Below are 23,826 nucleotides of genomic sequence, written 5' to 3'. Positions count from 1 at the left end.
CAGTTTTTGCAAGAAATTTAAATTAGAAAGCTAGGTCTTGAAGGTTTCGCCTCATTTGACCTAGCTTTTTTTCAAAAATTATTCTTTAATCTCTTCTTGCATATCTTTGTTTTGAATTCTTGATTTGCGAATGTAGTAGACGATGATGACGCCGACAAACCAAAGTGGTGTAATGAACAGCGCCACGCGAGTGTCTTCAGCAAGCGCCAAGACAACGAGCACGAACGCTAAGAACACTAAAATCACGTAATTCGCAAATGGGTAAAGTGGCATTTTGAATTTGTTTTTTGCCGCTAGTTCTGGGCGTGTTTTCCGGTATTTTAAGTGTGCGAGAACAGTGATGCCCCAAATGAAAATGAAGCAAACCGTTGATACACTTGTGATGAGTGTGAATACACCTTCTGGCATAATGTAATTTAAAATAACGGCGATTAAAATGATAATTGTCGAGAAAAACAGCGCATTGGACGGCACTTTGTGTGAAGTCAGTTTCGTCATGGATTTAGGCGCATTTTTTTCTTTTGCTAACGAATAAATCATTCGGCTTGTGCTGAAAACCGCACTATTACAAGCCGAAGCCGCCGAAGTTAAGACAACAAAGTTAACAATTCCTGCAGCAGCCGTTATTCCTACAGCAGCGAAAACCTGAACGAACGGGCTTTCAGCAGGATTAATCGAATTCCACGGATAAATGCTCATAATCACAAGGAGAGCACCAATGTAAAAGATAATAATCCGAATCGGAATGTTGTTAATCGCTTTCGGGATAACACGCTCAGGATCCTCAGTTTCCCCAGCAGTCAGGCCGACAAGCTCAATACCCACAAAGGCAAAGACCACCATTTGGAAGGAAAGTATGAAGCCATTTGCGCCGTTAGGGAAAAAGCCACCGTGACTCCATAAATTTGAGAAGCTTGAAGCTCCAGCGTCCGTTGAAAAACCTTTAATAATCATGAATGTGCCAATAATGATGAGCGCCAAGATCGCAATGATTTTAATAAGGGCAAACCAAAATTCCATTTCCCCGAAAAGTTTAACCGTCGCCAAGTTCATAATAAGCAAAATGACGAGCGCGATTAAGCCCGGCACCCACTGGGCAACATTTGGAAACCAAAATTGTGTGTACAGACCGACTGCCGTTAAGTCAGCCATCGCAATTGAAATCCAGCAAAACCAGTACGTCCAACCCGTTACAAACGCCGCCGCATTTCCAAAATAATCCTGTACGAAATCAACAAATGAATGATACTTTAAATTTGAAAGTAGTAATTCGCCAAGTGCCCGCATAATAAGAAAACAGATTGCCCCTGTAATCATATACGCGAACAAAATCGATGGGCCAGCTAAGTGAATGGATTTCCCTGAACCAAGGAATAGCCCAGTTCCAATTGCTCCCCCAATGGCAATTAGTTGGACATGACGGTTTTTTAGACCTCTTGATAATTCTTGTTTCTCTTCCATTATGTACTTCCCCCTCTTCAGTCTTGGGACTCGCTAAGTTCTTTACCAATTTTGCAGAGCCGTCTGTGTATGAACTTAAATTGATTATTAAGTTATCCTTTAATCATACAATAAAATCAGATTACTCGCAAAATATCATAAAAACAGTAAATTTTTCCTTTTTCACAATGTAAGCGCTATCACTATTTAGATTTTACCATATTCTTTTACAAATTGACAATAAGGACACTTAAAACCATCTATATATTTACCTAAATTTGTTGATAAATAAGGATTTCTTGTTATTTTTTACCTTAACTCCCAAATTGGTTCGAAATTTAGGCCTATTGACTTATTTTTTAAAAGTTTGTGAAAACGCTCCCAATTTTCGGTTTGTACAACAAAAATGCCGACACGCCAATTAAAACGAAGTCCGGCTACCCCATTTTAATCCATATAAATTTTTTTATGGCATACTTTTCCAAAAGGAGGTGCTTTAGTTGGCGACGTTTACGCTTTTAGATAAAGTTATTTTTGAGAACGCTTCAAATATGGAGCTTAAAGATGAAAACGGGAAAATTGTGGCGCTTATTAAAAAAGAAGTACATTCTGACCGTGAAAAAGACAACTCCTATATTTATACTGCGCCAGACGGCACAATGATTGGCCAAATCCACCGTAAAAACACTGGCATAAAACGATTTATACTTGCTGAATATGAATTTTATTACGAGGGGAAACGCTTCGAATTAAAAGATAAAGTTGGCAACAGCATGCTCTATTTTTCTGTCATAGCAGAATTTCTAGATCAAAAAATTTTAATTGAGGAAAACTTAAACGAAGATGTTGACTTACATGCGAATGATAAACTGCTTGCCACTATTTTAACTGGCGATTCTTTTTTCACGATATCCTTTTCATTTGATGACAATGTCGACACCCATTCCCATCTATTCGTCCTCCTCGTTTTAATGTACTTCATGCTTAAAATTTATAAAGACGAAACTGGTGTTGTTGATGATATTATCGATATTTTTGAAGACTAAAAAAGCATAAATCCCCTATACCACTTCTAAAAATGGATTTTATGGGATTTATGCTTATTTTTTATTAAAATTAGTCTGTTAAGCTAAACGCCAAACACTTTTGACAACATGCGTCTGATTGCGGTCTGGTCCAACTGAGAACATGGAAACTTGAACACCTGTAAGTTGGGCGATACGCTCCATGTAGTGTCTTGCATTAGCTGGTAAATCATCAAGCGACTTAACGCCGGTGATATCTTCTGTCCAACCTGGTAGCTCTTCATAAACTGGTTCGCAGCGCGCCAAATCTTTAAGGCTAGCCGGGAACTCTGTAATTGTTTTGCCGTCAAGTTTATAAGCGACACAGATTTTCAGCGTTTCAATGCCGGTAAGTACATCAAGAAGCGTTAACGAAAGATCTGTTAGCCCGCTGACACGTCTTGCATGACGCACAACAACACTATCAAACCAGCCTACTCGGCGTGGGCGTCCAGTCGTTGTTCCGTATTCTCGGCCAACTTCGCGAATGTTATCGCCAATTTCATCAAACAGCTCTGTCGGGAATGGGCCATCGCCAACGCGCGTCGTATAGGCTTTCGCAACACCGACAACGTGATTGATTTTCGACGGGCCAACACCACTTCCGATAGTTACTCCGCCAGCAATTGGGTTGCTTGATGTGACGAACGGGTATGTCCCCTGATCGATATCTAGCATGACGCCTTGCGCGCCTTCAAATAGGACGCGTTTTCCTTCGTCCAGTGCATCATTTAAGACGACCGACGTATCGCACACGTATTCCTTGAATTGTTGGCCGTACTCATAATATTCATCTAAAATTTCATCTAAAGTAAACCCTTCTAATTCATAAAAGCGCTCCAAAAGACGATTCTTTTCTTTTAAATTTTGTTCTAGTTTTTCTTTAAATGTTTCTTTGTCTAAGAGGTCTACAATTCGGATGCCGACACGCGCAGCTTTATCCATGTAAGCAGGTCCAATGCCTTTTTTGGTCGTCCCAATTTTATTTGCGCCCTTGCGCTCCTCGTCCGCTTCGTCAATGCGAATATGATACGGTAAAATCACATGCGCCCGGTTTGAAATACGTAAATTCGCCGTATTTACACCTTTTTCATGTAAGTACGTTAATTCTTCCACTAGCGCTTTTGGATCTACTACCATTCCATTTCCAATAACACTGATTTTCTCTTTGTAAAAAATACCAGATGGAATTAGATGCAATTTATACGTGACGCCGTCAAACTTAATTGTGTGCCCCGCATTGTTACCACCTTGATAACGTGCAATTGCTTCTGCATTCTCCGAAAGAAAATCTGTAATTTTTCCTTTACCCTCATCGCCCCACTGTGTTCCAACAACAACAACTGAAGACATGTAAACACCTCATTTTTTGGTCTTTAGCTAACCATTCGCGTTAGCTATTATTTCCATTATTCATTTTACCGTTTCTCCTATCATTCGTCAACGGATATCACGAACGATTTTTTTAGTATTAAAAAAATCGTTCGTTTTTACTTTTAAAAAAATAATAGACCATGAGCAGGTGCACTCATAGTCTATCTGTCAGGCTTGTTCGCTCCACTAAAACATCGCACGGTGCGTGAAGTGTGACGTATCCAGCTACGCTCCCGAGTAAAATGCGGCTTAGCCTCGACGTGCCGACCGCCCCAACAACGATTAAATCTGCGTGGAACTTTTCATCGGCAATTTCCACGATGGCCGCTTTTGGCGGACCATAATCTAAAATCGTTTCCACGCTTTCTACGCCTAATTCTTTCGCGCGCTTTTCATAATCCGCCAACAACTTTTCTGCATTTTCCGTAAATTGATTGACCGTTTGCCCACCATCAAGCGCCGTCAAATTCGCAAAGTAGAGTGTATCGATAATTGTCGTAATTCCAAGATGCGAGCCGTTGCGCTTTGCCGCTCCTGCCGCTTTTAAAAAGGCCGCTTCCGCAGAGGGCGATCCGTCAATCGCAACTAAAATCCGTTTGTAATTTTCCATGTCAACCACTCCTTTTCACAAAACCTTACCCCTTTTTTTAGCAAAAAAAACAGAGCGATTTATTCGCCCTGCCTAATTTTAAGCCATCTCATCATATCTTACTTCAAGGTTAACAAATTTATTGTACTCCTTCACAAAAGCGAGCTTGACGTCCCCAACAGGACCATTACGCTGCTTCGCAATGAGAATCTCAATCGTTCCATCATTTTCGCCTTCACGGTCATAGTAGTCTTCACGATATAAGAATGCCACAATATCCGCATCTTGCTCAATTGAACCCGATTCCCGAATATCCGACATCATCGGACGCTTATCTTGGCGTTGTTCCACGCTACGCGACAACTGCGACAGCGCAATGACCGGCACCTCAAGTTCACGCGCAAGTGCTTTAAGTGAACGGGAAATTTCCGATACTTCTTGTTGGCGGTTTTCGCCGCCTCGGCCACTCCCTTGAATCAGTTGCAAATAGTCAATGACAATCATACCAAGCCCCGACTCTTGTTTTAAACGTCGACATTTCGAACGAATCTCATTAACGCGAACGCCTGGCGTATCATCAATGAAAATCCCCGAATTGGATAGCGTCCCCATCGCAATCGTAAGCTTCTGCCAATCATCTGACGTCAGCGAACCCGTACGCAAATTTTGCGCATTGATATTGCCTTCCGCACAAAGCATCCGCATAACAAGTTGCTCGGCGCCCATTTCAAGGCTAAATATCGCCACATTTTCATCCGTTTTTGTCGCCACATTTTGTGCAATATTAAGCGCAAATGCTGTTTTACCAACTGATGGACGAGCCGCAACGATAATTAAATCATTGCGCTGAAAACCAGCCGTCATCTTATCGAGCTCTTTAAAGCCCGTAGGAATACCAGTTATATCGCCTTTTCGGTTGTGTAAAATCTCAATGTCATCATATGTTTTAACCAAAACGTCCTTAATGTTTTTAAAAGCACCCACGTTTTTGCGCCCGGAAACTTCTAAAATGCTTTTTTCAGCTTCGTCCATGAGCGCGTCCAGCTCGTCCTCACGCGAATAACTATCCGTCGCAATTTGAGTCGCCGTCCGAATTAAGCGCCTAAGAAGCGCCTTATCTTCAATAATGTGCGCATAATATTCTAAGTTGGCCGCTGTCGGAACCGCACCCGAAAGCTCCGTTAAGTATGGTAAACCACCCGCATCCTCAATCCGACCACCAGCAGCAAGCGCCTCATAAACTGTCAGCACATCTACCGCTTTCCCGTGGTCATTCAAATCAAGCATCGTCTCAAAAATCAGCTGATGCGCCTGCCGGTAAAAATCGTCCGGCATAAGTATTTCAGAAGCCGTAATCAGCGCATTCGGTTCAAGAAATACAGCCCCTAAGACGGCCTGCTCAGCTTCAATATTTTGCGGTGGCGTTCTATCTTGAAAAGTATCCACTGCCCTTAGCTCCTTTTTTTAAAAGTTAGTTTTTCCTTTATTCTTCTGTTACGTGTACTTTCATTGTAGCGTTAACCTCGTGATGTAGCTTAATCGGTACATTCGTGTACCCAAGCGAACGAATCGCATCTGGAAGATCCATTTTCCGCTTATCAATTTTAATCCCAAAATCCTTTTGCAAGGCTTGCGCAATTTGTTTTGTCGTAATCGAACCAAACAAACGCCCACCTTCGCCTGATTTCGCCTTCAGTTCAACCGTCAAGCTCTCCAATTTTTCCTTCAGCGCTTTCGCTTCAGCAAGCTCTTCTTGCGCATCTTTTTCCGCACGTTTTTCTTGCCCGCGCAGCGCGCTCATATTTTTCGCATTCGCTTCCACAGCGTTCCCATTTTTTATCAAAAAGTTTTTCGCGTAACCGTCCGCCACGTCTTTCACTTCACCTTTTTTACCCGAACCTTTTACATCTTTTAGAAAAATGACTTTCATATTATGTTTCTCCCTTCCAATACGCGTCAATCGCGTCTAATAAAGCTTTTTCCGCCTCAGCAATCGTCACACCTTTAAGCTGCGTCGCCGCATTAGACAAATGGCCGCCTCCGCCTAGTTTCTCCATAATAACCTGCACATTAATTTCGCCCAGAGAGCGAGCACTAATCCCAATCATCTTATCAGGACGAAGCGTAACGACAAATGAAGCCTGCACATTTTCCATCGAAAGCATCGTATCCGCCGCCTGAGCCGCAATAACCGTCCCGAAAACTTCATTTTCATGACCTTTTGCAACCGCCAACCCGTCGTGATAAATCTCAAGCGATTCCACAAGTTTACTACGCTGCGTAAAAGTCGCTAAATCTTCTTTAAGAAAATTTTGTACCAAGATGGTGTCCGCCCCAAGCGACCGCAAATAGCTTGCTGCGTCAAACGTGCGTGACCCCGTACGTAACGTAAAGTTCTTCGTATCCACCACAATCCCAGAAAGTAACGCCGTCGCTTCAATTTTGCCCACCTGTTCCAAATCTGGCTGATATTCAAAAAGCTCCGTCACAAGTTCCGCCGTTGAAGATGCATACGGTTCAATATAAACAAGTACCGGATTTTCCACAAACTCTTCCGAACGACGATGATGGTCAATGACAACCACATGCGAAGCCGATTCCAGCAACTCGCGATTCATCACCATCGAAGGCTTATGCGTATCCACCACCACAAGCAAACTCTTATTGGTAATATTTTCATTAGCCACTTGCGGCGTCACAATATTTTTAATCACATTCGGATACTCTTCAATTTCGGTCATCAGGCGTTCTACGTCCGGACTCATTTTACCCGGTTCAACCACAACATACGCATCACGATCATTCATCTCTGCAATACGCATCACGCCAAGGCTTGAGCCGATAACGTCCATATCTGGATAGCGATGTCCCATAACAAAAACTTGGTCGCTTTGAGTGATCAACTCTTGAAGCGCCTGAGAGATTACCCTGGCACGCACACGCGTCCGCTTTTCCATCGGATTGGTTTTTCCCCCGTAAAAGCGCACTTGACCTTCCGGCTGCTTAATCACAACCTGATCCCCGCCGCGCCCAAGCGCAAGGTCCAGCCCCGACTGCGCAAGATCCGCTAAACTAATCAGATCATCTTCATTATAGCCAATCCCAATACTTAGGGTTAAAGGAATATTTTGTTTAGACGTACGCTCGCGAATGCGATCTAACAACGAAAACTTTTCCTCTTCCAAACGTTCTAGCATGGCCTCATTTAGAAATCCCATAAACCGGTCCGAACTAATTCGCTTCAAATAAATTCGGTGCTCACGCGCCCAGTTCGTGAGCATAGACGTCACCAAATTGTTTAACGCGCTCCGGCGTCTATCATCCATGCCCTGCGCCCATTCATCGTAATTATCAAGAAAAATAATCGCAAAAACAGACTTCTCCGCCTTATATTTCTCATTTAGCTCATAATATTCCGTGCGATCATACAGATATAAAATCCGCTCTTCACGTTTAACAATTGTATCAAAACGGTATTCACGCCATTTAATAGACTGTATACCCTCTTGTTCCTCACCTTTAATAACAGCCAGAAATTCTGGCCCGACATCAATTAGCGGCTCTCCAATTAGCTTGTGATTATCAAAATACTTCGCCATGAATGGATTTAACCACTGAATCTTATAATCGTCATCATACAGCATAATTCCCATAGGCATCTCAACAAGCGCATCTTCTTCGCTGCGTTTTATACGATACGTTAAATTAGAAACATATTCTTGCACCTCTTGATTTAAACGATGCTCAAAATAAAACATCGCTGTAATCAGTGCAACGCCTGCAACAAATATAATAACAGCGAGCCACCACTCATAGAAGAAAGTAATGACACACAAAATTATCGTTGCCGCAACTAAGCCATATAATGGATATTTAAGCATTCTTTTCTCAAAAAAGCCTTGCATTTCCATTCAGCTCCTAAACAAAAAATGATAATCCCTGTAAAATGTAGTCGTCCACTCTATATTTTACCTTTTATCGAACAGACTTTCAAATCAAAAAAGGTCAATCCGACTTTTCATACGGATTTGACCTCTATAGTTTCATTCCTCTTATTAACTTACTTGATGCCATACAAATTTCACCATTAGTCATTGTCAGCTCGCCTGTAGCTTTATCCACTTCATTAATATTATTTTTATTAACTAAAAATGAGCGGTGGCAACGATAAAACGGTTCATCTAATATTTTCTCGACATCTTTCATCTTGGCATAAAACTCGATTTGCCGATTTTTGCCATGCAAAACAATTTTATGGCTTTTCGTAGACGTTTCAAAAAACAAAATATCATCTTGCTTCTCGTGAATTACTTTTTTATCCGTTAATCTAAAAGTAAAATATTTGTCTGGCTCGCGCTCATCTAACATCCGCTGTTGCACACTCCGCAAACATTCATGAACACGTTCCTGAACTTCTTTCACATTATCTTTAATGATATAATCTAACGCTTCCACTTTATAAGTAAAAGTTAGATAGGTTAGTTCTGCATGCGTTGTGATAAAAATAATAAACCCACGTGCATCTTTTTCTCTAATTTTCTTTGCTAATTCAAAGCCATTTAAATCGGGTTGTTGCAAATCAATATCTAAAAAATAAAGTCCCATCCCTGCAGATTTTTCAATCTCTTCCAAAACTTCATAAGGATTACCAGAAGAAAAAACAATTTCCATATCAAAATGTTCTAGCATAATAAAATCTTCTATATACTTCGTTAGTCGTTCCCGCTGAATTCTATTATCTTCACATATAAAGATCGGTAACATATATATCCCCTTTTCCTATATGATTTCTAACTCTTGAATAAACTCTCTATCCATCAGTTTTGTAGCTAATGTGACGTTTGAATATTTTTGAATTGTTTCTCTTAAACTGGCTAAACCTAATCCTCGAGCATCACCTTTAGTTGAAAAGCCTTCTTCAAATATTTTATACACAGGCGGCATGTTTTCCGGTATGCTATTGGCAAAAACAATTAATACAGAGTCTTCCCGTTTCACAACAGCCAAACGAATGAAAGGATCTTTACTTTCAGCAGCAGCCTCTACGGCATTATCTAGCAAAATCCCAACAATTTTACATAAATCGATACTCGGCATATTAATCTTATCAATTTCTTCTACTACTTCAACAATCGCATCAATTTTAAGTTCTTGCGCTCTTATTAGTTTAATGGCAATAAGCCCTTTTAGCTCCATTACATGAATGTTTTGAAGTAATGATATTTTATGGTTATTTGAAATCATCGTTTGGTTGATTGGGACGATATTTTCTGAAAAGAACTTCTTTAATCCTTCTATATCATCTTTTTCCATGTATCCCGCCATACTTGAAAGTATATTAATATAATCATGACGAAAAATACGCATTTCCTTATGCAAACTTTCTAGAGTTGTTGTGTATTCTTGCAACTGTTCAAATTGCTCTTGTTGCGTCTTCATCTTGATTTCTTGTATAGCTGATTGAAGTACCATATACAAAATACCAATTAATGTAAGAAAGTAAACAAGAAAAATAACTGTATTTAGGCGTACAATTTCTTGAATAAAACCATCCGCCGCACTGAAAAATATATTCAAATGATAAATAAGCAAAGTAAGAAGCACAACTGCAAGAATCATAAAACCATATTTTCGTTGATTTAAATATGTATATACGCTCCATTTATCAATCACTTTTTTCAAAACAAATGCGATTAAACAAGCAAACAGCATCATGGCAATAGCATAAAGTATAGTGTATCTCAAATCACTTGAAATATCTCCAACTTGAATATTAAAAGCTGACCATAATAACGGATTTAATATATAATCACACATTATTGATATAATAAATGTAATCGAGGGAATTGTTACAGCAAAGAATACAGACTGTTTTTTATATAATAATGCTATAGTAAAAATACCAATGGTAACTAAGTTTAACCAATAAGTAATCATTGGAAAAAGAGGGATAACCGCTATAGCACAGGCTAAGGTGATTAATCCCTCTTTCCATTTTAATAGTCGTCCCGTTAGTATTTGTATTACAATAAAAAATCCTATATTTTGAATTAATATGGCAACAAACAATATGATTTGTGGATTCATGACTAGCCCCCAAAGTTGTTTTACTTTCATATTAATTCTATCATATTTTTTTATCAGAATACTATAGCAAGGTAACTAAATTTTTATTTTTTTTCTAACGTTTTTAGCATCGGATTTTTCGGCTCATAAGTAACACCAAAACAAGATTTTCTCATTGAAGTATTTGCAATCTTCAATCCTTGATCCTCTAGTTTACGTCCAATAAAATTACCCATTTTTTTACTCATAGCTTTCATAATTCTTGTACCTCCTGTTTAATAGTTTATACATTAATGGATGAATCGAAATGACTTGATAGACTGACCCCAACATGATTAGTGTTTTCATCTCTGCAAAAGGTACAAGTAATGTTATTAAAAACAATACTAATGTACATACCATTGCTTTTCTTTTTAAGATTTTTCTTTCTCCTGAACCAATAAGAGGCAGACTTTCTGTGTCAGACGGAGCATAATGAAACATATTGATAAGAACAAAAGCAAACACAACTATGACAGCTATATTATTAGACTGAACGGATTGAAATACAAATGGTCCTAAAACAAACATCAAAAGGCTTGTAATTGTACAGTTCCAGCTTTTAATCGCATGAAGTCCAAAAGAATATCTTCTTAAAACTATAAAAGCTAGATGTGTAATTAAGGTTTCCCAAAACACCCCAATCAGTAAAGCAAGTATGTAGACAAAAGAAATTTTAAATACGTTGATTAAAATAACTTCTACGCCGTACTTCACTTTCAAATACGTTTCTTCATCATTTTGAAAACGCTCTTTTGAAATTAGTTTATCTGCTAATTTTTCTGTCAGTGTAATTTGTTCTGTTGCACTACTCAATATTTTCACCTCCGTCTATTATTTTACCTCTAAATTAATAGTCAAAACGAAAAATGCCCTGAAATGTCCGTTTTTAGTCCTAAATAACCAAAATCAAGTTTTTTTCTCCATTTTTTGTGTAATTGACAGAATTTTAAAATGGGTATTATGACATTATTATAGGGTTTTTAGGCTTAATTAATCTGAAAAATACAAGTTTAATCACCTATAAAAAAGCCCCTTTAAAAAGGGGCTCAGACGGATGACAAACAGCAATCTTCGTTGTTAAAGCCTCCGTTCCGCTCCTCACGTACTCAAGTACGCTCTGGTGCGGTACTCGGCTTTGCCTAGAATCTCACCATTTGTCATCCGTCTGAATATAGTGGGATTACGTTTTGTTTTGTGTTTTTCTATAAGCTAAAAGCCCCTTTAAAAAGGGGCTTTTAGTTATAATTTATTTTTCTTCTGCAACAAATGGTAGTAATGCCATTTGACGAGCGCGTTTGATAGCAACAGTTAATTTACGTTGATATTTAGCGCTTGTTCCAGTTACACGACGAGGTAAGATTTTACCACGTTCAGAGATGAATTTTTTTAGTAATTCTACATCTTTATAGTCAATGTGCGTAATGCCGTTAGCCGTAAAATAACATACTTTTTTACGACGACGTCCGCCTCTGCGTCCTCCAGCCATAATTTCTCCTCCTATTCTCTATCCAAGTGTTTTGGTTAAGCAAGCAAATCCGGTTTAGAACGGCAAATCGTCATCCGAAATGTCGATTGGTTTTCCGTCGCTAGCAAAAGGATCATTGTTTGTTTGCTGATAACCTTGAGATTGAGATTGCTGATTCTGATTGTAACCACCGCCAGCAGGTTCCTGATTATAGCTGTTAGTATTGTTATTACCACCACCGTTATTACTTTGGTAGCCATTTCCACCGCCACTATTTGCATTACGTGGCTCTAAGAATTGGACACTTTCAGCAACGACTTCGGTTACATAGACACGTTTTCCATCTTGGCCTTCATAATTACGTGTTTGAACGCGACCGTCAACACCAGCAAGACTTCCTTTTTTCAGGAAATTTGCTACGTTTTCAGCGGGTTTTCTCCAAACAACACAATTGATGAAATCTGCTTCACGTTCCCCTTGTTGGTTTGTAAATGTGCGGTTTACAGCAAGTGTAAAAGTCGCAACGGCAACACCAGAAGGAGTGTAGCGAAGTTCAGGATCTTTAGTTAAACGTCCTACTAAAATGACACGGTTCATCATCTAGAAAAAGCCTCCTCTCATTTAATAAATCAAGAAATTTCTTGAATTAGCTTTTATTCTTCTTCTTTAACGATAATATGACGAATGATATCATCAGAAATTTTTACTAAACGATCAAATTCATTGATAGAATCAGCGTTTTCAGCAGAAATTTTGACGATGTGGTAAAATCCATCACGGAAGTCTTGGATTTCATAAGCCAAGCGACGTTTACCCCATTCTTTTGATTCGATGATCTCCGCACCATTGCTTGTTAAGATTCCGTCAAAACGTTCTACTAACGCTTTCTTTTCATCTTCTTCAATGTTCGGACGAATGATGTAGTTAATTTCGTATTTTCTAGCCATCTTTTTACACCTCCTTGTGGTCTTAGCGGCTCTAATAAGACAAATTGTCCTATCTCTAAATAGCAAATGCATTTAGAAACGAGCAAGGAATAATTTATAATTACTCACAATAAAGTATTATACCATAGTGCGAAACTTGCATCAATAAATTTATGCAAAATCGTTTTCCTATGTCCGGTAAAGTGGCATTGTCATACATCTCGGGCCACCGCGACCACGCGAAAGCTCAGAACTGATAATTTCATGAACTTTAATTCCGTGGCGCTTCAAAAGTTCATTGGAAACTTGGTTGCGGTTATATGTAACAACTTCCCCCGGTTTTATTGCAAGCGTGTTGGCCCCGTCGTTCCACTGCTCGCGGTCAGAGTTGATGGGATCACTTCCGCCGCAAGGAATCAAGTCAATTTCAGGTTCGTTTAATGCTTCGCTCAAAACGGCTTTTATATTGCTAGATGTTGTAATTTTAATGTCTGCTAGGCGTTTGTCCCATTCCATGATGAACAACTTGAGTTCACTTGAAATGACGCTTGGATGGACGATGAATTGGTTTTTCGCGACCATTGTAAATACGGTGTCTAGATGCATGAAGGCGCGCTCTTTGGGGAGTTCAAACGCGATGACTTGCCGGATGCCTTGATGTTTCTGAAATAAATTTGTCGCGAGCATTTGAATAGCTCGCGGATCTGTTCGCTCGGAAATTCCCACCGCAAGCGCTTTTTCAGACAGCACAATTTCATCACCGCCCTCAAGTGCATATCGGTTATCACGGTCAAACCAAATAGGGGCGTTTTCTTTAAAAAAAGCGGGGTGATGTGTGGCGATGAACTTCATAAAATAGGATTCCCGCTTTCTTGCGGGCTGACTCATTTGGTTTATGGAAAGACCATTGCCAATTACAGCTGCCGGATCGCGCGTAAAATAAAGGTTCGGCAGCGGTGCCAAATAAAAAGGATCCCGATGTTCAAGCATTTCGTCAAGCCGCGCTAGGCGCCGTTTTGGAACCTCCGTTTTCCTAAGCCCCGTCATCACTTTTTGAATAAGTTCTGCAGTCTCAAAATCATTCAAAAAGGATTCAAGATGTTGGGCATTTTCGCCAAACTGTCCGGCTTCTTTAACAGTGTCGCGAATAAAAATTGCGCGCGTATCGCTCGCCAAAATCGCTTCCTCTAGCAAATTTTCTAAGTAAAAAACTTCCGCGCCATTTTCCCGCAACACGTTGACAAAAAAGTCATGTTCTTTTTGTATCGCAGGCAAAAAAGGAATATCATCAAACAATAATTCATGTAAAAATTGCGGCGTTAAATTTTCCAGTTCCCGCCCAGGCCGTTTGACCACCACTTGTTTAAGAGTCCCAATTTCCGAATTGATTCCTAGTTTCATCTTTATCACATCCTCCTTCTATTCATACCCTCTTCCCTAAAATGTGAACACTTTATGTCGATTTTATGCATAAAATTTAACTTTTTTATAAGAAAAATGCATGAAATATCAATTTAACCACTGGTACAAAGCGTTTTTCGATATACATTACTTTATTTAATTTTTTAAAAAGAAAGCGTCGTCTTTGTTATTTTATGATAAAATTTAACATAGACCTTTTTAGGAGGCCATATGTTGAAAAATAAGTACTTAATTACTCTTTTATTATGCATCTATGTTTTATGCGCTGTTGTTATTTTAATTCCATCTTCTACGACTAAAAAACAAACCTATTCCATCGAGAAAATCGCACAATTGCTTTCAAAAGATCATATTGATATTCATTCGGCTCAAGCGGAATTCAAACAGTCCGAGTTGAAAATTTGTTTACCGATGTCACTCAGCCCGATTTTAAACAAACAGCTTAAAAATGTTGAGAATTTTAGTTTATCGGTTGCTTTTGAGGACCAATTTCGCGATGTGATGAGCTTGCCGACAAATGTTATTCCGATTGCAAACAATCAAGTGGCTTACACGGATCTGTACTCATTCGAAATTTCATTTACGGTTCCGACGAATGCGCGTACTACTGATATTTCTCGTTTTTTGGAAAATACGCACCCTTCTTTGGAACTCCATTTTAAAAATAAAAATAATGAAACAGTCGCTTCACTTACTGATATTCCACTAACGATCCACTTAAATACTTAAACAAAAAAGCGAAAACAAGAAAAGCCTCTAGACTAAAGGACTTCAATTGTTTTCGCTTTTTTTAATTACTCTTTTTCTTGCCAAATTTCGCTTGAAAAAATGATACGAACATTGGAATGACCGATACGAAAATGATACCTAAAACAACGATAGAGAAATTCTCTTTGACGATTGGGATGTTCCCAAAGAAATAACCGGCAAGTGTACACAGAAGTACCCAAACGGTTGCGCCTAGTAGGTTATAATTTAAGAAATAACGGTAATTCATTCGGCTGGCACCTGCTACAAATGGTGCGAACGTGCGGATAAATGGCATAAAACGAGCAATGAAAATTGTTTTTCCGCCGTGTTTATTAAAAAATGCTTCGGCTTTTTCCATTTTCTCCCGATTAATGATTTTTCCAAACCAACTATCTTCTGGTATACTCGTTCCAATTTTTCTACCAATATGGTAATTGACGGTATCCCCAAGTACTGCTGCGACCCATAAAACTATAATAAGCGGAACAATCTTTAAAATTGATCCGTCTAAAACCGCTAGCGCGCCGCCAGCAAATAAGAGAGAATCTCCCGGTAAGAACGGAAAAATAACCAGTCCAGTTTCAATAAATACGATGAGGAATAAGATTACGTACGTCCAAATTCCAAACGTATTAATAATTTCAACTAAATGTTCATCAATATGTAGAATAAAATCAAATAACCACGAGATAAAATCCACCAAGCATTCACTTCCTTTATAAAAATATCTTATTCATTGTATCACAGATTTAACACTCATTTATCCAACTTACGATTGATTTAACAAAACTTTAACAAAAAAATTCCCACAAAAATGTCATTAAATTCGTCAAATTGTCAAAAAATGGCTACATCTTTCATAAAAGAACTATGTTATGTTATACATGTACCAGCGGAAACTGGTCACTGTAAAAATTTCTCATAATTTAAAATAACGTCTTCAGGCACAAGACGTTATTTTTTCGCATAAAAATAGACTGATGGCAGATGGTGTGATTCTTTACCATTTGCCATCAGTCTATTTTATGCTTCCGCTGAAGCTTCTTCATAATTAATAAGTGCGATTAAACCGCCCAGCGCTAAAAGCATGATAGGCACTAAGAACATCATCGAAACGGACATGGTGCCACCAATTGCTGCTGCAATCATCATAACGCCGCCCATGCGCGGTTTATGCGCCACAACGAATGAACCAACTAAACCGATAGCAGACAATACTAATGCCCCGCTAGTCAGTATATAAAAAGCCACAGATTCTTCTTCAAGCGCTTGTGAAATCCCTGGAATGGTCAAAACCATTAAACTAAAAGCGATACCAAGTGCTGCCCCCAAAAAGCCAAGCAATCCTTCTACTTTCATTATGTCACTCTCCTTTTTATGCTTTTTCTTAATGTTACCACCTTCCTAGGCGGTTCGCAATAAAACGCCTTCATTTTCCAATAAAAATTTCGGCGCCTATCGGAATTGGGACGGCATCACTCGAATGACCAATTTGATTTGTTTTGAAAACGGGGATGCCATATTTTTCGCCCACTTCAATGAATAGGCGGTCAATTTGCGGACGGAAGCCTTGTTCTTCAGCTTCTGTGAACTGCCCTAGCAAAAGACCTTTACACTGAGAAAAAGCGCCCAGTTGCTCGTACTGGGCAATATACGTGGCCATTTTCGCCTCATTGCCGCTAAGTGCTTCAAACAAAATGATTTTTTGCTTAAAATCGGGCATAAATTTGGTGCCAGCAAGCTTCAAAAAACAGCGGATATTTCCGCCAATCAAAGTCCCCGCAAGGTTCGGCGCCCCCGTAATGAAATCCCCAACCAAACCAGACGGCTCACCCTCCATAAAACAACGCTCAAACTGGCTTAAATCATGGTTCAGATGGAACAGCACTCCCGGTTGCCCCGCCACTGCATAAATACCATTTAAAATGGTCGTTAAATCGCTGTAGCCAACAAATGGCTTTGGATTTTCAGACAGCAATTTAAAATCTAAAAAAGGCAGTATTTGATTCGCAACGTCACCGCCTGAAATATCAAAAATCATTTCAATTTCCTTGTTCAAATAAAGTTTATGAAGTTCATTTGCGCGTTCCTCTGCACTTCCACTGTAAATCGAATTCGCGTGAGCGTAAATTGTATCTGCTTGCACCACTTCCAAACCATATTTTCCTGCTAATTTTTTGTACAACTCTTCCCATTCCAGTCGGCTACTAGACAACCGTCCGTTCGAACAGGCAATCACGCCAATTTTACTTCCGCGTTTTAAAATCATCGAAACGCCCCCTATACGAGCTATTTTATCCAAAAAAAAGCAGAAACGCACGTTTTATTTGCACGTTTCCACTTTTAAATTTTAGCTATTTTTTCTTACCGGCCTCAACGTAACTCATATCGCCTATGGAATCGACTGTAAATTTACCTTTATCATACGTGATTTTTGTGACGCTGGCGTTTTCAAGTTCTTTCTCTTTGTAGTTTTCAGTCATATCCGAAATCATCGCACCGATAGCCATTCCGTGGCTTACAACTAGCACGTTTCCACCACCATTTTTTGCATTTTCTTCCGCGATAGTTTTAAGTTCTTGTTGCATGCGCTTTTTCACAACATCATAGCTTTCTGCGCTACCAGTTTTATCTAATTTAACGACTTCTGCTAAACTTTGATCTAAATTTACTTTGCCAGCTGCAAAATCTTGCATCATCGTTTCCTGTGAGGGATAACCTAAATTTTTAGCAATATCTGTCCACATATTTTCATTTAAATCGCCCTCATAGCTACCATAACAAACTTCTCGTAATTTAGGACTTTCCTGCACATTTAGCTTTTTCTGTCCTTTTGTATCAAGAACTATTCTTGCAGTTTCTCTAGCTCTTCCAGAATCACTTGAATAGGCTGCTTTAAAATCAATATCTGATACGCCCGAACCGAGTTGTTCGGCAACTTCAACGCCGGGTTCTGTGAGGGGAGTATCCGACCAGCCTTGAACGCGGTGAGCTGTATTAAACATTGTTTTTCCGTGACGGGTTACATAAAGTGTAACTGGGCCATCTGCTTTTTCAGCACTTTCTTTTTTCGAAGTTTCATCTTTTGTGCCACAACCTGCGAGCAACAGTATGCTTAAGCTAACAAACAACAGTTTCCAAATGTGCTTTTTCATTCCACATTACTCCTTTTTGTTTTTGATTAAGTAGCAAGTTCTAGATGACTAATGTGATTAAACGATCGCCAACTTTGACTGTTTTATCATCAACGACAAGGATATCTAAATATTTTTCTGAGTTTGTCACAATGATTGGTGTTGTAATATCATAGCCTGCCGCTACAATTTTAGCAATATCAAATTCTGTTAGAAGTTGTCCTTTTTCAACACGATCGCCTTGTTTCACGTGTGTTGTAAAATGCTCACCATTTAATTGTACGGTGTCCATACCAACATGCATTAATACTTCGCCACCATCATCTGTTGTAATTCCAACTGCATGTCCTGTAGGGAAAATCGTTGTTATAGTTCCACTTGCTGGTGCGTATAATTTACCTTCTGTAGGAACAACTGCTGCACCTTTTCCAAGTGCGCCAGATGAAAATGCTTCATCTTTTACTTCTGCAAGAGTGATAACATCGCCTTCAATTGGGCTAACTAGAACTTCACGTTCAATCAATGTTTCTGTTTCACGTGGAACATTTTCAGTTGTTGCTTCTGCATTTGCAGGATCTTTAAAACCAAATACATACGTTAAGATAAAACCTAAGATGAATGCTACAACGACTGCGATAATTGCCGCAAGCATTGTACTATCAACAGGAGATCCTGGTTTAATAAAGTTCGGGAATCCGAAAATTCCAAGTCCACCCATAATGTATGATTTAACTTCTGAGAAGCCAATGATTGCACCACCGACTGCACCACCGATACAGCTCATGATGAAAGGTTTTTTAAGTGGTAACGTAACCCCATAAATCGCTGGCTCTGTTACACCAAAAATTCCTGAAATAAATGCTGGAACACTTAGTGATTTAAGTTTTTGATTTTTAGTTTTAATCATAACTGCAAGTACGGCACCAATTTGAGCGAAAGATGCACCAAACGACATTGCTAAAACTGGGTCATAGTGTAATTGTGTTAAGTTGTTGATTGCGATTGGAATAAGTCCCCAGTGAAGTCCGAAGATAACAAATACTTGCCAGAATCCACCTAGGATAAGTCCTGCAATTACTGGACTTAAATCGTAAATCCAAATGGTACCTGCACCTAGCAATTTACCTGCCCATGTTGCAATTGGTCCAATGACCATGAATGTAAGTGGGACAACAATTAGTAGTGTGACAAATGGTACGATGAATGTTTTAATAACATCTGGAATAATTTTCTTCGCCACTTTTTCAACTTTAGAAGCGAACCATGTTGCAATAATAATTGGAATAACAGACGAAGCATAGCTCATCAAGATAACTGGGATACCTAAGAATGTTACATGAATTGGGGATTCAAAAATTGTTCCCGCAAATAACACATATTCTGGTTTTCCAGTTAAGATACCTGCTAATGTTGGATAAACAAGGGCAGCCCCGACGGCCATACCGATGAATATATTTCCACCAAATTTCTTACTTGCTGTGTAACCTAGGAAGATTGGGAAGAAGTAGAATAGACAATCTCCAATAGCATATAAAATCTGGTATGTTCCAGAATCTGCTGTCAACCAACCGAAGGCTAAGAATGCAGCGGCGAAACCTTTAATCATACCTGTTGCAGCTAATACGCCTAGTACTGGTGTAAATACACCCGAAATCATATCGATAAAGCGGTTAAAAATGTTACCTCCGCCACCAGAATCTGCTTCACTAGAACCTTCTGGGTTAATACCGCCTACTTCAAGTACTGCTTTATAAACGTCTGGCACATGGTTTCCGATAACCACTTGATATTGTCCGCCACTTTGAATAACGGAAACAACGCCATCTAACGATTTAATTTTTTCAGTATTGGCAATTTTCTCATCTTTCAATTTAAATCTTAGACGTGTAATACAATGAAACACGCTATTAATGTTTTCTGTACCCCCGACATTTTCGAGAATATCTTTGGCTAACTGTTCATATTTCATAGCCGACCCCTTCTTTCTTCAAATAGTTTTGGGCAAAAAGAAAAACCTAAACTCATTTGAGGATTTTGCGCACAAATTGCACGTATCCTTCAAATCAGCTTAGGTTTTGCCCAACGAATTGGTAACAATCCTTTGTGATGAGTTAAATATATCATACATAGAAAGCGTTTGCAATACCTTTTTTAAAATTTTTTGACAGGCCTAAACAAAGCGTGTTTAGACCCGTCAAAACAACGTTAAGCTAAATCAGTACCGTTTGTTTCAATCACTTTTTTATACCAGTCAAAAGACTTTTTCTTCGAGCGGTTTAAAGTGCCTTTTCCTTCATTGTCGCGATCAACGTAGATGAAGCCGTAGCGTTTTTTCATTTCCCCGGAACCTGCACTGACTAAGTCGATACAGCCCCAAGGTGTGTAGCCTAGAAGTTCTACGCCGTCTTCCATCGCTTCGCCCATTTCGCGAACGTGTTCATGTAAGTAATCGATACGATAATCGTCGTTAATTGAACCGTCTGCTTCCACTTTATCGACAGCACCAAGACCATTTTCTACGATAAATAATGGTTTTTGGTAGCGGTCATAGATGGCATTCATCGTAATGCGTAGACCAAGCGGATCAATTTGCCAGCCCCATTCGCTTGCTTTCAAGTATGGGTTTTTAAGTGTCGCAAACACGTTACCTTCAGTTTCTTTATTCACTTCCGGGTCAGCGCTTGTTAGGCGGGAAGAATAATAGCTAAACGCTACGTAGTCAACTGTATGGTCGCGCATTACTTCCAAATCGCCATCTTCCATTTTCAACTGAATATTCTTTTGTTTAAATAATCGCTTGCTGTAGCTCGGATAATAGCCACGTGCCTGCACGTCAACAAAGAAGTAGCCTTCACGGTCAGCTTCCATCGCTTTCCAAATATCGTTTGGATTTGGCGTGTTCGGGTAAGTTGTACCTGCCGCAAGCATACAGCCTATCATGTTTTCTGGATTGATTTCGTGACCTAATTTTGTCGCCATAGCAGAAGCAACAAGTTGGTGATGAATCGCTTGATATTTCATTTCTTCAGGATTTTCAGCGTTTGTAATGTCCATGCCGCCGCCAAACATTGGAATGTGTAGAATCATATTGATTTCGTTAAATGTCATCCAATATTTCACTTGGCCTTTATAGCGTTTGAAAATCGTTTCACAGAAATTTAAATAGAAATCAATCGTTTTGCGGTTTGCCCAGCCATTATAGTCTTTCATTAGGCCTACTGGCGTATCGAAATGATTAATTGTGACAACTGGTTCAATTCCGTATTTATGACACTCGGCAAAAACTTTATCATAAAATTCGAGTCCTTTTTCATTTGGCGCCGTTTCGTCCCCATTCGGGAAAATTCGCGGCCAGCTAATGGACAGCCGGAAACATTTAAAGCCCATTTCGGCGAATAATTTAATATCTTCTTTGTAGCGGTGATAAAAATCAATTGATTCATGGCTCGGATAATAATTGTACTTTGTAGCGAGTGTTTTTTGCGGGTCAACAAGTGCGTCCCAACGACCTTCTTCAACAGAAGGAAGTAAATCCACAAGCGATAAGCCTTTACCATCTTCTAAGTAAGCGCCTTCACATTGGTTCGCAGCAACTGCCCCGCCCCATAAAAAGTTATCTGGAAATTTAAAATTTGTCATGTTGAAGCTCCTCTCAAAATTCATTTGCATCTTCACTATAAAATATGTAATGCATTACAGAGCAAGCTTTTTTTATAAAAAATTTTTCAAATAAATAAAAAACTACCACGTAATGCTGTGGTAGCCTACATTTTATTATTCCTCGGATTGTATGGATAATCCTATTCCTAGATATTCTGGTAATATTTTTACTAAAGCAAAATGTTCTTTGGCAACAAGCTAATTGTTAACAATTAGTATGGGTAAGCTTTTAATACCATGCAATTTCAATTCTGTATACACTTTCTTATTTTCTACAAAAGGCTCTATAGAGTCTTCCATAGCAAATAGTTTCATATCTACTTTCTTTCCATAAAATTTCAAATACTCTTCTTGAAAATCTGTATTCATGAAACTCTTCATTACTTCAACATTTTCATTTTGTTCATTCATAAGACAAAAATATGTTATTTCAATCATCTACCTAATGTCACGCCTCCTGCACTAATTGAATCATTTTTACCATATATAACTAAATTTGTAAATCATTATTATACTAATTAAGATACATACTTTTCAATTTTGTGATGTCTTCTTTAGTTAGCCCGAGACCATCTTTTAAAAACGCGTCCATTGAGCCGTATGTTTTGTCGATTTCATCAAACGCAGCGTTTAAGTAGCTTTCGCGCACATCCATGACGGCTTTCATTCCGTCTGCGGCTTGCTGGTTTTTTGTTTCTGCAAGGACAGCTTGAACGGCTTTTTCATTTTCGTCCGCGCGATATTTGTTGGATAATAAATAGTCCTCCATCACCGTATCTTTTGGCACACCTAGGGCGGATAAAACGAGGGCGGTTCCAAATCCTGCTCTGTCTTTTCCAGCGGTACAGTGCCATAAAACGGCGCCTTTTTCATTTTCGAGCAAAATATCAAAGAACTCTTTGTACGCTTTTCGTGAATTTTCGTCCGTCACGAAGCTTTTATTTGCCTCGATTAAAAAGCTTTCTGGATTGTCCATTGTGCTTAGGCTCTTAATTAAATCTTCCGTGCTTGTGGATGCACCGTTATCCTTCATGACAGAATCGTGTGTATTTTTCACGTTTTGAATGGGTGGATCTGGCTTTTTCTCCACTTCACTATTTGTTCTAAAATCAACAATTTGTTTTAAGTCGTACGTTTTTTTCAGCTTATCAATATCATTTCCGGTCACGGTATAGAGTTCTGCCGAGCGAATTAAACGGTGTGGTTTTATGGTTTTTCCGTCCTCCGTCTTGTATCCCCCGAGGTCGCGCACATTAATAGCGCCTTCGAGTGCAATTTGCTTGCCGGGTACTATTTTTTTCTCCGAAATAGCGTTTTTACTGTCTGCCTTTGCATTTTCATTCGCCTGACACCCTGCGAGTATCAAACTTGCTGAAACAACTGAAATCCCAGTAACTTTCATCCATTTTTTCATATGTAAAATCCCCTCCTAATGCCTATTATAAAGTGCTTTTTTTAGGCTTCGATAAAGGAGAGGTAAATTTCGTGTGAATAATTATGAATTTTATGTGTTTTCTCAAAAAGAACGTACTTTCCTGAAATAGGAAAGCACGTTTTTACTTTACATTAAATGATTCATGTGCCCAATTTCCATGACCCAATATGAGCCGAGCACAACTACGATTGCGATGAAAGCTGCAAAGAGAATGTTGCCGACTTGAATTTTGCCGTCGCGACCTTCTGTCATGTGCATGAACATGAGCAGTTGCAGTGCCGCTTGGATAAAGGCAAAGATGAAGATGATGACGACTTTTACACTGTAGTCGAGCGTGGAGTAAAGTGCTACCCAAACCGCTACAAGTGTAAGGACGATGGATAAAATAAAGCCAATGATATGCTTCCACGGAACTCCCGTTTCCACATGTGCGCTATTTGTATTTTTATTTTCTGCCAT

Annotated in this window: 25 protein-coding genes; 2 read left to right on the top strand and 23 right to left on the bottom strand. The window is 39.2% G+C overall.

Annotation, left to right across the window (positions count from 1 at the left end; genetic code table 11):
* Positions 1–78 precede the first annotated feature (78 nt).
* Positions 79–1,461: an amino acid permease gene (locus CFS04_RS08135; RefSeq protein ID WP_088810145.1), complete on the bottom strand. Its 1,383-nt coding sequence runs from the start codon at positions 1,459–1,461 to the stop codon at positions 79–81.
* 479 nt (positions 1,462–1,940) lie between these two features.
* Between CFS04_RS08135 and CFS04_RS08130 the strand changes: the two genes are divergently transcribed.
* The gene (locus tag CFS04_RS08130) at positions 1,941–2,486 is read left to right on the top strand and encodes a hypothetical protein (RefSeq protein WP_088810144.1); all 546 of its coding nucleotides are present in this window, start codon (positions 1,941–1,943) and stop codon (positions 2,484–2,486) included.
* A 78-nt stretch (positions 2,487–2,564) separates the two neighbouring features.
* Here CFS04_RS08130 and CFS04_RS08125 read toward each other — a convergent pair whose 3' ends face one another.
* The 13 genes from CFS04_RS08125 to arcA form a co-directional block, all read right to left on the bottom strand.
* Positions 2,565–3,857, bottom strand: a complete 1,293-nt coding sequence (locus tag CFS04_RS08125; protein ID WP_088810143.1) for an adenylosuccinate synthase — start codon at positions 3,855–3,857, stop codon at positions 2,565–2,567.
* Between the two features lie 175 nt (positions 3,858–4,032).
* Complete coding sequence (locus tag CFS04_RS08120; protein ID WP_088810142.1) at positions 4,033–4,488, bottom strand: universal stress protein; 456 nt, start codon at positions 4,486–4,488, stop codon at positions 4,033–4,035.
* 78 nt (positions 4,489–4,566) lie between these two features.
* Positions 4,567–5,913 (bottom strand): replicative DNA helicase, encoded by a 1,347-nt coding sequence (gene dnaB, locus CFS04_RS08115; protein WP_088810141.1) that lies wholly within the window; start codon positions 5,911–5,913, stop codon positions 4,567–4,569.
* 37 nt (positions 5,914–5,950) lie between these two features.
* The gene (gene rplI / locus CFS04_RS08110) at positions 5,951–6,397 is read right to left on the bottom strand and encodes a 50S ribosomal protein L9 (RefSeq protein WP_088810140.1); all 447 of its coding nucleotides are present in this window, start codon (positions 6,395–6,397) and stop codon (positions 5,951–5,953) included.
* 1 nt (position 6,398) lies between these two features.
* A complete protein-coding gene (locus CFS04_RS08105) occupies positions 6,399–8,372 on the bottom strand; it encodes a DHH family phosphoesterase (RefSeq protein ID WP_088810184.1) in 1,974 nt (657 codons plus the stop codon).
* Positions 8,373–8,502: 130 nt separating this feature from the next.
* The gene (locus CFS04_RS08100; protein ID WP_088810139.1) at positions 8,503–9,231 is read right to left on the bottom strand and encodes a LytTR family DNA-binding domain-containing protein; all 729 of its coding nucleotides are present in this window, start codon (positions 9,229–9,231) and stop codon (positions 8,503–8,505) included.
* A gap of 15 nt (positions 9,232–9,246) precedes the next feature.
* The gene (locus CFS04_RS08095; RefSeq protein WP_369821469.1) at positions 9,247–10,542 is read right to left on the bottom strand and encodes a sensor histidine kinase; all 1,296 of its coding nucleotides are present in this window, start codon (positions 10,540–10,542) and stop codon (positions 9,247–9,249) included.
* 95 nt (positions 10,543–10,637) lie between these two features.
* Positions 10,638–10,790 carry a cyclic lactone autoinducer peptide gene (locus tag CFS04_RS08090; RefSeq protein WP_088810137.1) on the bottom strand — a complete coding sequence of 51 codons (153 nt, stop codon included), beginning with the start codon at positions 10,788–10,790 and terminating at the stop codon, positions 10,638–10,640.
* The gene (locus CFS04_RS08085; protein WP_088810136.1) at positions 10,774–11,388 is read right to left on the bottom strand and encodes an accessory gene regulator B family protein; all 615 of its coding nucleotides are present in this window, start codon (positions 11,386–11,388) and stop codon (positions 10,774–10,776) included. Before CFS04_RS08085 ends, CFS04_RS08090 begins: the two co-directional genes overlap by 17 nt.
* Positions 11,389–11,821: 433 nt before the next feature.
* Positions 11,822–12,061 carry a 30S ribosomal protein S18 gene (gene rpsR, locus CFS04_RS08080; RefSeq protein WP_036097540.1) on the bottom strand — a complete coding sequence of 80 codons (240 nt, stop codon included), beginning with the start codon at positions 12,059–12,061 and terminating at the stop codon, positions 11,822–11,824.
* Between the two features lie 54 nt (positions 12,062–12,115).
* Entirely contained in the window at positions 12,116–12,640 is a 525-nt protein-coding gene (ssb, locus tag CFS04_RS08075) for a single-stranded DNA-binding protein (protein WP_088810135.1), read from the bottom strand.
* A gap of 53 nt (positions 12,641–12,693) precedes the next feature.
* Positions 12,694–12,987 (bottom strand): 30S ribosomal protein S6, encoded by a 294-nt coding sequence (rpsF, locus tag CFS04_RS08070; protein WP_088810134.1) that lies wholly within the window; start codon positions 12,985–12,987, stop codon positions 12,694–12,696.
* 168 nt (positions 12,988–13,155) lie between these two features.
* Positions 13,156–14,373 (bottom strand): arginine deiminase, encoded by a 1,218-nt coding sequence (gene arcA / locus CFS04_RS08065; RefSeq protein WP_240310359.1) that lies wholly within the window; start codon positions 14,371–14,373, stop codon positions 13,156–13,158.
* A 228-nt stretch (positions 14,374–14,601) separates the two neighbouring features.
* On the opposite strand from arcA, the gene CFS04_RS08060 reads away from it, so the two are divergent.
* Complete coding sequence (locus tag CFS04_RS08060) at positions 14,602–15,117, top strand: hypothetical protein (RefSeq protein WP_088810132.1); 516 nt, start codon at positions 14,602–14,604, stop codon at positions 15,115–15,117.
* Positions 15,118–15,178: 61 nt separating this feature from the next.
* Here the strand turns inward: CFS04_RS08060 and CFS04_RS08055 are convergent, their stop codons facing one another.
* From CFS04_RS08055 to qoxD, 9 genes are all read right to left on the bottom strand, one after another.
* Positions 15,179–15,838, bottom strand: coding sequence for a DedA family protein (locus CFS04_RS08055; RefSeq protein WP_088810183.1), 660 nt, complete (start codon positions 15,836–15,838; stop codon positions 15,179–15,181).
* 323 nt (positions 15,839–16,161) lie between these two features.
* Positions 16,162–16,497: a DUF4064 domain-containing protein gene (locus tag CFS04_RS08050; protein ID WP_088810131.1), complete on the bottom strand. Its 336-nt coding sequence runs from the start codon at positions 16,495–16,497 to the stop codon at positions 16,162–16,164.
* A 70-nt stretch (positions 16,498–16,567) separates the two neighbouring features.
* Positions 16,568–17,407, bottom strand: a complete 840-nt coding sequence (locus CFS04_RS08045) for an LD-carboxypeptidase (protein ID WP_088810130.1) — start codon at positions 17,405–17,407, stop codon at positions 16,568–16,570.
* 85 nt (positions 17,408–17,492) lie between these two features.
* On the bottom strand, positions 17,493–18,293 hold the full coding sequence (locus CFS04_RS08040; RefSeq protein ID WP_088810129.1) for a histidine phosphatase family protein: 801 nt from the start codon (positions 18,291–18,293) through the stop codon (positions 17,493–17,495).
* A 40-nt stretch (positions 18,294–18,333) separates the two neighbouring features.
* Positions 18,334–20,241, bottom strand: coding sequence for a beta-glucoside-specific PTS transporter subunit IIABC (locus CFS04_RS08035; protein WP_088810128.1), 1,908 nt, complete (start codon positions 20,239–20,241; stop codon positions 18,334–18,336).
* A gap of 236 nt (positions 20,242–20,477) precedes the next feature.
* Positions 20,478–21,911: a 6-phospho-beta-glucosidase gene (locus CFS04_RS08030; RefSeq protein ID WP_088810127.1), complete on the bottom strand. Its 1,434-nt coding sequence runs from the start codon at positions 21,909–21,911 to the stop codon at positions 20,478–20,480.
* Between the two features lie 219 nt (positions 21,912–22,130).
* Positions 22,131–22,370: a hypothetical protein gene (locus tag CFS04_RS08025; RefSeq protein WP_088810126.1), complete on the bottom strand. Its 240-nt coding sequence runs from the start codon at positions 22,368–22,370 to the stop codon at positions 22,131–22,133.
* Positions 22,371–22,446: 76 nt separating this feature from the next.
* Entirely contained in the window at positions 22,447–23,346 is a 900-nt protein-coding gene (locus tag CFS04_RS08020; RefSeq protein ID WP_088810125.1) for a tyrosine-protein phosphatase, read from the bottom strand.
* Between the two features lie 147 nt (positions 23,347–23,493).
* On the bottom strand, positions 23,494–23,826 hold the full coding sequence (gene qoxD, locus CFS04_RS08015) for a cytochrome aa3 quinol oxidase subunit IV (RefSeq protein ID WP_088810124.1): 333 nt from the start codon (positions 23,824–23,826) through the stop codon (positions 23,494–23,496).

Source organism: Listeria sp. ILCC796 (assembly GCF_900186175.1).
Lineage (GTDB): Bacteria > Bacillota > Bacilli > Lactobacillales > Listeriaceae > Listeria > Listeria goaensis.
The sequence above is the reverse complement of the archived record's forward strand: the minus strand, read 5'-3'. Positions and strand labels throughout refer to the sequence as shown.

What these genes read in the sequence shown, in the direction of transcription:
- CFS04_RS08135 (WP_088810145.1), bottom strand. Translation starts at nt 1,461, where the DNA reads ATGGAAGAGAAACAAGAATTATCAAGAGGTCTAAAAAACCGTCATGTC.
- CFS04_RS08125 (WP_088810143.1), bottom strand. Translation starts at nt 3,857, where the DNA reads ATGTCTTCAGTTGTTGTTGTTGGAACACAGTGGGGCGATGAGGGTAAA.
- CFS04_RS08120 (WP_088810142.1), bottom strand. Translation starts at nt 4,488, where the DNA reads ATGGAAAATTACAAACGGATTTTAGTTGCGATTGACGGATCGCCCTCT.
- rplI (WP_088810140.1), bottom strand. Translation starts at nt 6,397, where the DNA reads ATGAAAGTCATTTTTCTAAAAGATGTAAAAGGTTCGGGTAAAAAAGGT.
- CFS04_RS08105 (WP_088810184.1), bottom strand. Translation starts at nt 8,372, where the DNA reads ATGCAAGGCTTTTTTGAGAAAAGAATGCTTAAATATCCATTATATGGC.
- CFS04_RS08100 (WP_088810139.1), bottom strand. Translation starts at nt 9,231, where the DNA reads ATGTTACCGATCTTTATATGTGAAGATAATAGAATTCAGCGGGAACGA.
- CFS04_RS08090 (WP_088810137.1), bottom strand. Translation starts at nt 10,790, where the DNA reads ATGAAAGCTATGAGTAAAAAAATGGGTAATTTTATTGGACGTAAACTA.
- rpsR (WP_036097540.1), bottom strand. Translation starts at nt 12,061, where the DNA reads ATGGCTGGAGGACGCAGAGGCGGACGTCGTCGTAAAAAAGTATGTTAT.
- ssb (WP_088810135.1), bottom strand. Translation starts at nt 12,640, where the DNA reads ATGATGAACCGTGTCATTTTAGTAGGACGTTTAACTAAAGATCCTGAA.
- rpsF (WP_088810134.1), bottom strand. Translation starts at nt 12,987, where the DNA reads ATGGCTAGAAAATACGAAATTAACTACATCATTCGTCCGAACATTGAA.
- CFS04_RS08050 (WP_088810131.1), bottom strand. Translation starts at nt 16,497, where the DNA reads ATGAAAGTAGAAGGATTGCTTGGCTTTTTGGGGGCAGCACTTGGTATC.
- CFS04_RS08045 (WP_088810130.1), bottom strand. Translation starts at nt 17,407, where the DNA reads ATGATTTTAAAACGCGGAAGTAAAATTGGCGTGATTGCCTGTTCGAAC.
- CFS04_RS08040 (WP_088810129.1), bottom strand. Translation starts at nt 18,293, where the DNA reads ATGAAAAAGCACATTTGGAAACTGTTGTTTGTTAGCTTAAGCATACTG.
- CFS04_RS08035 (WP_088810128.1), bottom strand. Translation starts at nt 20,241, where the DNA reads ATGAAATATGAACAGTTAGCCAAAGATATTCTCGAAAATGTCGGGGGT.
- CFS04_RS08030 (WP_088810127.1), bottom strand. Translation starts at nt 21,911, where the DNA reads ATGACAAATTTTAAATTTCCAGATAACTTTTTATGGGGCGGGGCAGTT.
- CFS04_RS08025 (WP_088810126.1), bottom strand. Translation starts at nt 22,370, where the DNA reads ATGATTGAAATAACATATTTTTGTCTTATGAATGAACAAAATGAAAAT.
- CFS04_RS08020 (WP_088810125.1), bottom strand. Translation starts at nt 23,346, where the DNA reads ATGAAAAAATGGATGAAAGTTACTGGGATTTCAGTTGTTTCAGCAAGT.
- qoxD (WP_088810124.1), bottom strand. Translation starts at nt 23,826, where the DNA reads ATGGCAGAAAATAAAAATACAAATAGCGCACATGTGGAAACGGGAGTT.